Source organism: Pedobacter sp. UBA4863 (assembly GCF_002399615.1).
Classification (GTDB): Bacteria; Bacteroidota; Bacteroidia; order Sphingobacteriales; family Sphingobacteriaceae; genus Pedobacter.
This window is the reverse complement of the sequence record NZ_DHDZ01000036.1, coordinates 29,541-43,132: the sequence shown is the minus strand read 5'-3', so window position 1 is coordinate 43,132 and position 13,592 is coordinate 29,541. Positions and strand designations below refer to the sequence as shown.

Annotated in this window: 7 protein-coding genes; all 7 read right to left on the bottom strand. The window is 35.7% G+C overall.

Features of this window, described 5'->3' with window-relative positions; all coding sequences use genetic code 11:
* Positions 1-66: 66 nt before the first annotated feature.
* Positions 67-2,385, bottom strand: coding sequence for a family 65 glycosyl hydrolase domain-containing protein (locus B3I52_RS08600; protein ID WP_293300393.1), 2,319 nt, complete (start codon positions 2,383-2,385; stop codon positions 67-69).
* Between the two features lie 25 nt (positions 2,386-2,410).
* A complete protein-coding gene (pgmB, locus tag B3I52_RS08595) occupies positions 2,411-3,103 on the bottom strand; it encodes a beta-phosphoglucomutase (protein ID WP_293300391.1) in 693 nt (230 codons plus the stop codon).
* Between the two features lie 16 nt (positions 3,104-3,119).
* Positions 3,120-4,967, bottom strand: coding sequence for a glycoside hydrolase family 13 protein (locus tag B3I52_RS08590; protein WP_293300389.1), 1,848 nt, complete (start codon positions 4,965-4,967; stop codon positions 3,120-3,122).
* A 2-nt stretch (positions 4,968-4,969) separates the two neighbouring features.
* Entirely contained in the window at positions 4,970-7,417 is a 2,448-nt protein-coding gene (locus B3I52_RS08585; protein ID WP_293300387.1) for a TIM-barrel domain-containing protein, read from the bottom strand.
* An 85-nt stretch (positions 7,418-7,502) separates the two neighbouring features.
* Positions 7,503-8,549 carry a SusE domain-containing protein gene (locus B3I52_RS08580; protein WP_293300386.1) on the bottom strand — a complete coding sequence of 349 codons (1,047 nt, stop codon included), beginning with the start codon at positions 8,547-8,549 and terminating at the stop codon, positions 7,503-7,505.
* 19 nt (positions 8,550-8,568) lie between these two features.
* Positions 8,569-10,173 (bottom strand): RagB/SusD family nutrient uptake outer membrane protein, encoded by a 1,605-nt coding sequence (locus tag B3I52_RS08575; protein ID WP_293300384.1) that lies wholly within the window; start codon positions 10,171-10,173, stop codon positions 8,569-8,571.
* Positions 10,174-10,189: 16 nt separating this feature from the next.
* Positions 10,190-13,174 carry a SusC/RagA family TonB-linked outer membrane protein gene (locus B3I52_RS08570; RefSeq protein WP_293300382.1) on the bottom strand — a complete coding sequence of 995 codons (2,985 nt, stop codon included), beginning with the start codon at positions 13,172-13,174 and terminating at the stop codon, positions 10,190-10,192.
* Positions 13,175-13,592 lie beyond the last annotated feature (418 nt).

Here is a 13,592-nt window from a genome sequence, read left to right as displayed (position 1 = left end):
TGCTATGACTTTGCTATAGATCTTTATAAAATAATTGCGCTGCTTCATCTCCATATTTACAAATTTTTAAACCAATAATGAGCTGGCAACTTTAAGCTCAGAATTTCCGTTAAGTTGATAGTTGTTTTGATGGATTACCAAACTTATTGACTGATCGGTAGTATTAACGATGTTAATTTCTGATGCATTGATATTTACCTTAATATTAGCACCTCTAAATCCAACTGTAAACGAGAAAGATTTCCATTTTCCTGGTAAAAAAGGATTAAAAACCAACTTACCGTTACGAACTCTCATGCCTGCAAACCCTTCTACTACACTCATCCAAGTTCCTGCCATAGAAGTAATATGTAAGCCGTCTTCGGTATCGTTGTTATAATCATCCAAATCTAAACGCGAAGTGCGTAGGTAAAACTCGTAAGCTCTGGCCTCATCGTTTAATTTGGCAGCTAAAATACTATGTACGCAGGGCGATAATGAACTTTCATGTACGGTACGAGGTTCGTAAAAATCGAAATTGCGCTTGTGGGTATCAAAATCAAAATCATCTTCAAAGAAATACAATCCTTGCAGCACATCGGCCTGTTTAATAAAGCACGAACGTAAAATTCTATCCCAGCTCCATTTTTGGTTTAATGGCCTGTCTGATGCTGGCAAATCTTTCACCAAAATCTGTTCTTTATCCATGTAGCCATCTTGTTGTAGATACACTCCCAATTCTTGGTGATAAGGATAATACATATTCTCTACAATGTGTTGCCAATCTGCATATTCTGTTTCTTTTAAAGATAACTTTGCAACCAACGCTTGATATCGTGCTGGATTGTTATTTGCTACTAGTTGAGCTGCTTCTTTTGCGTATTTTAGGCACCAAACTGCCAAGTAATTTGTATACCAATTGTTATTAATGTTGTTTTCGTATTCGTTTGGACCAGTAACACCCAACATTACATATTGCTTTTTATCACTGCTCCAATTAACACGCTGTTTCCAGAAACGGGCAATCCCCACCAAAACTTCCAAACCATATTGCTGCAAATAATCTTCGTCGCCCGTGTAACGGATGTAATTGAAAATAGCATAAGCAATAGCGCCATTACGATGAATTTCTTCAAATGTAATTTCCCATTCGTTATGGCATTCTTCGCCATTTATGGTTACCATTGGGTATAATGCTGCACCATCTTTAAATCCCAATTTTTGAGCGTTCTCTATAGCTTTGTCTAATTGTTTATAACGATAAATCAACAGGTTTTTGCTTACTTCTTGTGGAGCAGTTGCCAAATAAAAAGGCACACAATAAGCTTCTGTATCCCAATAAGTAGAACCTCCATATTTCTCTCCGGTAAATCCTTTAGGGCCAATATTTAAGCGATCGTCTTTACCAGTATAAGTTTGAAAAAGTTGATAGATATTAAATCTGATGGCTTGCTGTGCAGCAATATCTCCTTCTATTACGATATCACTTTCTTGCCATTTGTTATGCCAGGCTTGCTTTTGTTCTTCAAGTAGTGCATTAAAGCCTTTCTGCACAGCTTGTGCCAATACAGCTTTTGTTTGGTTTAGCAAATTTGCTTTATCATGATTTTCGGAAGTTAGATTTGCAGCTATTTTAACAATACTTACCTCTTCGTTAGCTTTAACTACAACAGTAAACTGCTGACCAACATACTTTTCACTCTTGACCAGTTTTAAATCGAGAGGCAATTTCTCGTTGTTTTGATATACGCTTGTGGCTGTGGCAGTGCAAACTTCAAATGCTGTCTTTTTGGTCCTCAAGGTTAAAAACAGTTGGTTATCTTGTACCTCATCTGCTACGAAATCCCAAAATTTCTCGTCATAGTTACTATCCTGATTTTTAACATTACCATCTATAAAAGAAGTAATGGTTAAAGTTCCACCAAAATTTAGTGCTTTAATGGTGTATTCAAGTGCTCCAATCTCGTCGTTTGCTATGCTATAAAAGCGTTTAGCTAAAACCTGTACTTGTTTACCACTTGGTAAAGTAGCTTTAAATTGACGCTGCAAATAGCCTTCTTTCATGTTCAGCAAGCGAGAAAAATCATCAACCTTGGCATTTGCCAAATCAAGTTCCTCACCTTCTATATTAATATGCAAGTCAATCCAACTTGCTGCATTTAGTACTTTAGCAAAATACTCTGGATAGCCGTTTTTCCACCAACCCACACGTGTTTTATCTGGATAGTAGACACCAGCAACATAATTTCCCTGCAAAGTTTCGCCAGTGTAAGTTTCTTCAAAATTGGCACGTTGCCCCATTCTGCCATTGCCCAAACTAAAAATGCTTTCAGATATTTTATTTAAATGAGGATCAAAACCTTCCTCAATTATATTCCATTCGTGTGCTTTTATATAATTCTTCATCTATATGCTATCTTTCCTGTTTATTTTATAATTCGCTCAATTGTTGTAAGTGGCCAATGGTTAACTGTCCTAAGTTTTGCACCACCAAATCTGCCTGGGTTAATACTTCTGCGCTACCAATACCTATTGCTTTCATACCAGCACGCTTAGCTGCTTCTACGCCGGCCACAGCATCTTCAAAAACTACACACTCGCTTGGTTGCACCTCCAAAAGTGTTGCTCCTTTAAAAAAAACTTCTGGATCTGGCTTTGATTTGCTCACCAAATTACCATCAACTATTTCTTCAAAAAAATGAGCAATTTGAGTTCTCTCTAATATTAAAGCAGAATTTTTACTAGCCGAGCCTAAAGCTATTTTATAACCTGCTTTTTTAATTGCTGTTAAAAAATCTACGGTGCCTGGTAAAACTTCTGCAGGTGTCATTTTCGAAATCATGGCTACATACCATTCATTCTTTTCTGTGGCCAGTTGTTGTTTTTCTTCTTCGGTTTTCTCAACATTTCCCCAAGCCAATATTTTATTTAAACTTTCTACCCTGCTAATTCCTTTCAATTGTTCATTTTGCGCTTCGGTAAAATCGAAACCTAAATGATTGGCAAGTTTTCGCCATGCTTTAAAATGATATACTGCGGTATCTACCAAAACCCCATCCAAATCGAACAGGCATGCTTTTATCTCCATAGGTATTGGTTTTTCTGAATAATGCTCTAATGTCATTTATATTGACTGTATGTTATTTTAATTCTAATACTAGTGTTGTTGTAGCTGGTATTTTTATAGTTGCGAGCGTATTTAGCGTTTCTTCAGTAACAACATTTTTTGCAGTTGTAGCAGACAAAATTCTTTCCGCAAAACGTGCTGTTGGCACTGATTTTTCTTCTGTGTTACTGTTCATTATAATCATTATGGTCTTATCAGCGTTGTACCTGAAATAAACATAGATGCCTTCTTCTGGAATAAACTGCATCATCTTTCCAGTTTGTAACACTTCGTTATTTTTACGATAATTAGCCAGCTTTTTTACATAATTGAAAGCTTCATTTTCCTTTTCTGTTCTGCCACCAGCAATAAATTTATTGGTTTTATCGCCTTGCCATCCTCCCGGAAAATCATCGCGTACCAAACCATCTGGATTGGCATAGTTCTTCATCAAAATTTCGGTGCCATAGTAAAATTGTGGAATACCTCGTGTGGTTAGCAACCAAGCAATGCCCGATTTATATTTATTAAAATCTTCGCCCACTACAGAATAAAACCTACTGATATCGTGATTATCTAAGAAAACTACATTACGTGTGGGGTCTTGATACATATAATCGTTTGCAAAAACATTGTAAAGCCTTACTAAGCCATCCATCCAACCAAACTTTCCGTTTAGAGCTTCGTTAATGCCCCAAAGTGCCTGAAAATCGGTCACGCCTTGCAACTTGGTATCAATACCTTGATTAATTTTGTTGCCTTCGGTAAAGTATGCCTGATTAGGTACGCCATGAACCCATGTTTCGCCAAAAAATGTAAAATTTGGGTATTCAGCAATAATCTTATTGGCCCAATCGGCCATAAATTCTAAGTTGTTATAGGCATAGGTATCTAATCTAAAACCATCCAAACCTGCATATTCAATCCACCAAATGTGACTTTGGGTAAGATAGTTCTGCACAAAAAGATTTGTCTGATCCAAATCGGCCATGTGTTTATCAAACCAGCCTTTCTCCATCAAATCTTTATCTCTTTTAGATACGTAGGGATCAAAATGCACCTGTTCTCTATAAGTTGTTTTGGTGTATTCTGGCCATTGGTGAACCCAGTTTTTCATGGGCAAATCTTTGATGGTAAAATGTTCTGTACCGAAATGGTTGTGCACCAAATCCTTAATCATCTTCATTCCACGCTTGTGGCATTCGTCTACTAGTTTTTTGTACAATTCATTGCTCCCAAACCTTCTGTCTATTTTGTAGTTTTCTGTATTGGCATAACCATGATAAGAAGTTTTTGGTTGGTCGTTTTCTAATACTGGATTTAGCCACAATGTAGTTACACCCAATTCTTGCAAATAATCTAAATGATTAATGATCCCCTGTATATCACCACCGTGACGATAAAACATACTATCTCTGTTCAGTGCAGTTTCATTCATACCTTTCACTACATCGTTAGTTTTATCTCCGTTAGAAAACCGATCGGGCATAATTAAGTAGATAAAATCTTTCGTATTTACTCCTTGATGTAAATTTTCGCCCGTAGTTCTTTGCTTAAGTTCGTAAACAAATTCTGTTTGCTTTTTGCCATTTAAACTAAAAATGATTGGAAACTTGCCTGCTTTTACATTATTAGCCAACTCTAAATCTAAAAACAGATAATTGGGATTTTCTACCTGATGAACCTTAGTAAGTGTTACACCATCGTATTTAATGGTTACCGATTTTTTACCAATATCTTTTCCGTGTACAAGCAGTTGTAATTTTGGATTTTGCATACCAGCCCACCAAAAAGCAGGTTCTACCCTTTCTAGTTTTGGTAATTGCGCAACCACGGTAACACTAAATAATAGAGCAAATACAATGATATATAATTTCTTCATGATTAGTACTTAATTTCAAATTGGTTATTGGTGTTATTTAGTGTTACGCTTTTTACGTTATAACCTTCTATAGGGTTTGCTGTACCTTGAGGATCAAACCTGGAAATAGGCGTTAAAAAAGAAACAAAATCATCTTGTAAAGCTTTGCCTGCAACAATTCTATCAGTAGTCGCAAAACCATGAAAAACAAGTTTTAACTTCGAAAATTTAGATTGATAGCTGCCTTCTACTTTGTTAAAAACAATACTCTTTTTAACCGCATCATAACTGATATTTCTTTTGTAAAACTCGCCCTTTTCATAATTATAGCTTTCTCCATCATCTTCGTAATAAGTAAAGCTGTTATTGGTGGCGCCTTTGTAAATATGAATTACCAAAGTATCGGTTGGCTTTTCGGCAGTAGTTTGCACTAACGATTGCATGGGTACAATACTGCTTTCTTTCACAAAAACCGGAAGTTTCTGAATACTTAGTGCAACAACTTTTTCCGAATTTCCTTCTATAGCCTCGCCATTATACAAGTTATACCATTTGCCTTTAGGAAAGAACACGTTACCATAGTTTTTAGTACTTTCAAAAGGCGCTACTAAAAATGCATTTCCAAATAAAAATTGATTTTGAAACTGCGTATCGTACACTTTTGGTTCGAAAGTATTGTCTATTGCTAAACTACGTACTACCGGCATACCAGTATTTACCGCCTGATTAAATGTTGAATATAAATACGGGAGTAAACGATAACGTAGATTAATGTAATTTCTAGAAATTTCAGTCACTTCTTCACCATAGCTCCACGGCTCTGATGATTTGGTATTAACCGCCGTATGATTACGGAAATAAGGGTTAAATGCGCCAATTTGTATCCAACGTGCATACAAACTTACTGATGGATTACCAGTAAAACCACCAATATCCATTCCTGTAAAAGCTACACCACTTAATCCCAAACTGTTCATTAAGCGTACACCCAACAACATGTGATCTTCTTCTGATCTATTATCACCTGTCCAAATTGCAGTATAACGTTGTAAACCTGCGTAACCAGCACGTGTTAAATTAAACGGACGTTTGTTGGTTGCAGCTATTGCACCTTCGAAACTTGATCTAGCCATTTGCATACCATAAACATTATGCGCTTGCTTATGGCTAGCTAAGGCTCCATCATAATTAAACGTAATATTAGAAGGCATTTTTTGTCCCCAACTCGCAATTTCGTTCATGTCGTTCCAAATGCCATCCACACCTGTGTTTGCGAAGAACTTGATTTTTTCTTTCCACCATTCTCTACCTGCGATTGAAGTAAAATCTGGAAAATGGCACCATCCCGGCCAAACTTGCGCTGTAAAATTGGTACTGTCTGGATATTTTACAAAAATTCCTTTTTTAACGCCGTCTTCATAAGCATCGTAATCTTTTTCTACTTTAATACCCGGATCTACAATTACAGTAGTTCTAAAACCTAAATCCTTAAGTTTTTTATTCATTGCCAATGGATCACCAAATCTCGATTTGTCCCAAGTAAACAACTTGTACTGGTCCATATAATGAATATCCAAGGTAATACCATCGGCTGGGATTTTCTTTTCTCTCAAAGTTTGCGCAATACGCATTACTTCAGTTTCTGGATAATAACTATATCTATTTTGTTGATACCCCAAACTCCAAAGTGGAGGCATTTTCATACGACCAGTTAAAGCGGTGTATGAAGTAATAATATCTGCCAGTTTCTTGTGATAGATGAAATAATAATTCAACTCTCCACCTTGTGCAGAAAAAGATGAAAAACGGTTATTACTTGCTCCGAAGTTAAAATCTGTTTGATAGGTATTGTCCAAGAAAATGCCGTAATTTAATCCGCTGTGTATCCCTATGTAAAATGGAATTGAAGAATAAAGCGGATCTTGTCCAGTTGAATAGCCAAAAGCGTCGTAATTCCAGTTGGTATAGCCATTTCCTTTTCTGTCGAGATTTCCTGTTTTTTCGCCTAAACCAACAAAGCGCTCTCCATCTTGCATGTGCTTGTAAGCGGTAACTTCTTCGGCAACCCAAGCATTTTGCAAACCTTTTTCGTCTTCGTTAATAATTTTTCCATCTAAGGTATAAAAAGCCACTGCAAAAGGTCTTTTAGATACAATTGCTTTTAATGAGTCTGTTTGAATTAAGATTTCACTATCACTTTGTGTAAAATTAACTTTGGTAACTTCAGGCTGTTTAACTACCGCATAAGAAAAATCTTTAGCTAATACTTTTTTGTCTATTCTTACCCGAATTATACTGGGAGAATAAATAGTTATTTCACCGTATGCATTTTCTGAGTTGAAGGTTATTTTCTGTTTATCGATGTTTACATTTTTGATGTTCCCAACTGATAAAACAGGACTAGTCTGTGCTTTTAAACTTACAGCGGTAAATAGAAAATAAAAAAATAAAATAGATACAGATTTGGACATGGTATGATTTAGTTAAATAAATTGGCATCCAAAAAATGTGTTAAATTTTGGATGCCAAGTTTAAAAGCTGATTGGTTCGTTTAAATTAGTTCTTAACTAGCACTGCATTACCTCCAGTAACATTTCCAGCATTATCATATACAACTGTAAGTGTAATGGTATAATTACCAGAAGTTGCAATTCTAATGTTATCTCCGCCTGTTGTTAGTGCGGCTAGTGATCCACCCAAGTTAGTTCCCCAATCATGATTATAGCGAAACTTTAAGTCGTTACCACCAATTAAATTAGTAGTTAATGTCCAAACATTTTTGCCATCATTTTTGGTTATCATATTGGTATCATTGCTCCAATCTCCAGGGGTAGCGTTACCTATAATAGACCAAACTTTATTGTCTTCAATGGCATAGGTCATATCATTTAAATTAACAGTAACTAATTTTTGTCCTGGAGTAGCAGCGGTTAAATCACCTCCTTTGGCCACCAATTTTCCAGCACCTGCACTGCCATAATCATTGTCCCAATTCTTTTTAGGCGTAATTTTAAATCCTTGATTGGCAGCTGTAAAAGTGATAACACCAGTATAAATACCATTGCCTGTTGCCGAAACTAAACTATCTGCAGTACTAGGATCCCAACCTTGATAACCACCCGGTACATAAACCCAAGCAGTAAGCGGAAATGGCTTTGCACTAATCGTAATAACATTGCTATACACAGGAGCAATAGTCTCAGAAATGGTTGATTTTAGTCTTGCTACAATATCTGTGTTTTGAGAAGATGAAATGTTTAATGCCAAAAGCATGGTATTAAAATCTAAACCATTGTATTTCTTTTGTGTTGCATTAGGTTCTACCGTATATTCTTTGTATGTACCAGCTGCAAAATTATTAGCCTTTGTAGATAGTTGAATTACATTTGTAACTCCTGCTTGATAACCAAAATCTGGTTGTTTAAAATTGAAACTAATTACATCGGTTGTTAACATAGTTTTATCTACAACAATTGTACTAACCGAAGCAGAAAAATTTGAGGTTGCCCCCTCAGTTTTAACAACAGTTTTAGTACCATCTTTTTCGCACGACCACAGCCCAGTTACAATTAAGGCCAAGATCATTATTTTAAATATTTTCATTTTTTAATTCAGTTAATGATTAATAACCCAGATTTTGTGTCAAATTGGTGTTGTTACCAATATCTGTAGCTGGTATAGGATAAATATTACGATGCGCAGGGACATTTGTTCCAGCTTTTGTTCCGCCTTTAAAAGGCCATAAATATGTGTTACCAGCAAATTTTCCATAGCGCACTAAATCCGTACGACGATGACCTTCCCAATACAATTCTCTTCCGCGTTCGTCTAAATAGAAATCAGTAGTAAGGTTACTCAACGAAACCGCACCAGTTGCATTTTCATAAGCACGGGCACGCAAGTTATTTATATAAATTAGGGCTTGTGCTACGGTACCACCTGCACCACCTCTGGCTACTGCCTCACCATAAATTAGATATTGTTCTGCTAAGCGGAATAATGGAAAGTCTAGCGAGCTAAATTCGCCATTTAACGTAGCGCCTGCTGCACCTGTTGAGCTTACATTTTTAAATTTGGTAATTCTAAGCCCGTCAGTAAAAACTCCCATTTCATCAACAATGGCTTTCGTACCAAAAAATTCTCCTCGTTTATCAGTAGCTCCGGTAACATCCGAAAACAACGCAGTTAAATTTTGTCGAGTACGATTTCCAGTCCAACCACCATTCGGTATTCCAAAAGATGCTGGATTCATATCTGCATTTACAGAGGCGTTAATCAAATAAGTTGTACCACCCCAATTTGTACTTTTTACCCCATCGTAGTTAATACTTAAAATAACCTCTGGATTATTTCTATCATTATCAGTACGAAACAGGTGCATATACTTAGATTTTAAAGCATAACCTCCGCCAGTTGTTGCATTGATTACTTTAGATGAGTATGTAATTGCATCAGTATATTTTGCAGTACCGGTATACACTTGCGCATTTAAATACATTCTGGCTAAAAGTGCCCACGCAGCACCTTTATCGGCTCTTCCGTATTCATTTGTACGAGCGTCCGCTAAATCACCCTCAATTGCTTTAAGTTCCGATTCGATGTAATTGAATAATTCAGCTCTTTTAATTTGTTTTGGCAACCCCTTACCAATATCATCAGTTTCTGTTACAAAAGGTGGATTTCCAAAGCCATCCATTAAAACCCAGTACTGGAAGGCACGTAAAAAACGAGCCTCTGCACGATAACGCACAATATTAGTTGCGTCGTTTCCAGTAATGTTTCTGGCTGCTAATTTCTCTGGCGTACTCTCTCTTAAAAACTCGTTACATACGGTAATGTGTAAAATAGATCTCGAGTATAAACCTCTTAAAAATTGATTATCTGTTGTCCAAGTTGATTGGTTTAACTCTGGAATACCTGTATCACCCCATGCGCAAATTGCCTCATCTGTCGTTAATTCTTGCGAAGTCCAAAATAAACGTAGAAAATCTGCAAAGCCAGCATTTAAACCACCTACGTCACTTGCATCAGATCCTTGAGAACTAGTTAATGCATACGTGGCGTATAACTTTACTAATTCATTTTTATATCCTGCTGCCGTGGCATATACTTCATCGGCAGTAACGTCATTAGTAGGTTTCAGATTAAGTGCATCTTTTTTACAAGCAGTAAATAATATCCCTAAAAATAATGGCGCTATTAAAAATTTATATAATATCTTTTTCATTACTAATTTCCCCTAATTAAAGTCCAATATTTAATCCTAATGTGTATGTTCTTGGTCTTGGGTATAAATTGTTGTCAATTCCTGAAACAGACTCTGGATCAATTCCATCGTATTTTGTAATTGTAAATACGTTTTGCACATTGGCAGATACACGTAGATTTAGCTTACCAGATTTAGTGATTTTACCAAAATCGTAGCCTATACCTAGATTATCCATTTTTACAAAAGATGCGTTTTTGATATAGTAATCACTTAAGTATTGATAACCAGAATTTCCACTAAAACCAGTGTATAAGAAATCTCTAGCCGCATTATTGATATTGCCTTGAACACTTAACAAGTTGTAGTTAACACCAAAATTAGACGAAACGTTATCGTAAATGTAGTTACCTAAATTAGCACGCAAAACAGTACTTAATGTCCATTTTTTATAGCTAAACGAAGTGCTAAAGCCCATAGTTACACTTGGATCTGGCGAATGGTAATAATATTTATCTGCTTCCGTTACTTGTCCATCACCATTTAAATCTTCATATAAATTGTATATAGGTTTCCCTGCTGCATCGTAAACCTGTTTTTTTACTAAGAATGCACCTGGCTTTTGGTTTACAGCATTATATTTCAAATGTATACCAGTTCCGCCAGTAATATCTCCAGCATCTATAGCGGCAGAATTATCATCTATCAGTGTTAAATTGGTAATTTTTCTTTTATTGTACGATGCATTAAAACCAACTGTCCAATTCACATCGGTTCTATCAATAATATTAAAATTGATATTACCTTCTATACCCTTAACTTCCATGCTACCTACATTAGTAGTTAAAACGTTGGTAAAGTTTACTCCTAGTGGAATATTTACTAAACTCAATAAATCTTTGGTTTTTTTAGAATACACATCTATGCTACCATAAATTTTGCCTTTCAAAAATCCGTAATCTATACCAGCATTGTAAGTATCAGTAGTTTCCCATCTTAAATCTTTGTCGTATCCGGCAGGACTATAATAATTGTAATATGTATCGCCAATTTGGTATTGACCGGTGGTAGAATTTGGATAATATCTGGCTAAATATTCATAGTTTCCAATACCGTCTTTATTTCCTGTTCTACCATAACTTAATCTTAATTTTAAGTCAGAAAATACATTACTGTTTTTTAAGAAACTTTCATTAATAACTCTCCACGTAAAACCAACCGATGGAAAATATCCCCATCTGTTGTCTTCTGCAAATTTTGAAGAAGCATCGGCACGCATAGTACTAGAAAGTATGTAGTTATCGGCAAAAGTATATATTAAACGACCATAGTAAGAAAGCAACTTATTTTGCTGTACTTCAAACGGATATGCTGGAGCAGTAATTTGTGTAGTTTTATCTGCTCTGTAAGAAGTAAAATTATAGTTGGTTTGTTTTATATCGTAGTAACCATAACCTGCTGTTACATCAACTCTACTTTTAATACTTTCTAAGGTTTTAGCATAATTTAAGTAAAACTCTGATGTATAATCATTAGAAGTGTTTTTACGATCTTGGAAAAAACCACGAGTTGCATAGCTTTGAGCTGCATAGTCAGGTACAAAAGTATGTCCAGTTCCTTTAGATACATCGTAGCCTAAATTTAAATTTGCTCTTAGTTCTGGCAAGAAGTGGAAAGTATAATCTAAGGTTAAATTACCGAAGCTACGTTTTGCATCACCAACATCAGTTCGTTCTTTAATTAAACCAACCGGATTATTTGGCGCATTTGTGTTTGGCACTGCAGATGAGCCTGAACCAGTTTGCCATTCTTTGTAACCTCCAAAAATACTATTGCTATCATAAACAGGTTGTGTTGGATCATATTGGATAGCCGCACCAATAGCACCCTGATTACCAAAGTAAGATTTAGTAATTGCTCCCTTAATGTTCAAATCAACTTTTAAATGGTTATCAAAAAATTTAGGAGAAAGATTTATAGCTGCAGTACCACGTTTCAATTGGTCTGACAACAACAATCCGTTTTGATTTAGGTAGCCTCCAGAAATACGATACGGCATATTCAATCCTTTTGCAGTACCTGATATTGAAATGTTATTATCGGTAGTATACGCATTGCGATATATTTCATGTTGCCAATCGGTATTTGCATTACCTAACAATAATTTCTGTGCGCTCGTACCATTCGCATTCACATATTCGCGAATTTCATCAGCGGTTAGCACATCAACCTTTTTTATCAAAGTAGCTAATGAATTATTTGTACTGAAATTGATAGATGGCTGACCACTAGTTCCTTTTTTAGTAGTGATTAAAATAACCCCATTCGACGCTCTAGAACCATAAATTGCCGTTGCGTTCGCATCTTTTAGCACAGTAAATGTTTCTATATCATTCGGATTGATTAATGATAATGGACTGGGTGCATTACCAATAGTATTTCCGCTAAAGGGTACACCATCAATTACAATTAAAGGATCGTTACTTGCATTCAATGATGCACCTCCCCTAATTCTAATTTGTGCACTTCCCCCCGGTTGTCCACCATTTGGCGTAATACTTACACCTGGTACCTTACCTTGGATAAGTTGATCGGGGGTAGTAACTGTTCCTTTTTGGAAATCTTTAGCACTCACGGTACTAACAGATCCAGTTAAATCTTTCTTTTGTACAGCTCCGTAACCGATAACAACTACCTCGTTTAGATTTTGATTATCAGGAACCATCTTAAAATTCAAAGTAGTATTGCCATTTACAGTAATACTTTGTTCTTGTGATTGATAACCAATAAAATTTGTTACTAAAACAACAGTGCCACTTATACCAACAAATTGAAATGAACCATCGGCTAATGTTCCTACTATTTTGGTTGTCCCTTTAATTGCTACAGAGGCTCCTGGCAAGGGTTGACCAGTTTCATCTAACACTTTTCCAGACAATGTGCCGGTTTGCGCTTGAACTTTTAATACTGCAAAAAGCAAGAGTACTAAAAGGCCCTGTTTTAACAGGTAAAATACTTTCATACTTGGAGTAAATTTGATTAATAAATTTGGTTAGAATTTCAGTTAAAATACACGAAGAACTAATTTACAAGCTCAATATTAAAATCAAAATTTATTTAAAATTTATTTTCAAGCAAATATTCGGCAAAAATATTATTGAAAAATAAAACACTTACCCCCTGTACAAACAAGTCTAAAAAGCGGACTAAAAAACAACATAAACAATTGATTTAATGAATGATAAGAAAACAAAAAACAGTTTAAAAGTGTAAAAACAACACTAAGCTTTCATGTACACTAACCAACGGGAACGTTCCCGAAAATACACATGTATTTTCTAATGATTTTTCGGGAACGTTCCCGAAAAATCAAACAAATTCTTCCTAAAATACACTAAGCTTGTAAAAAAGTTGAAAAAAACTGACAGAATTTAGGCGCA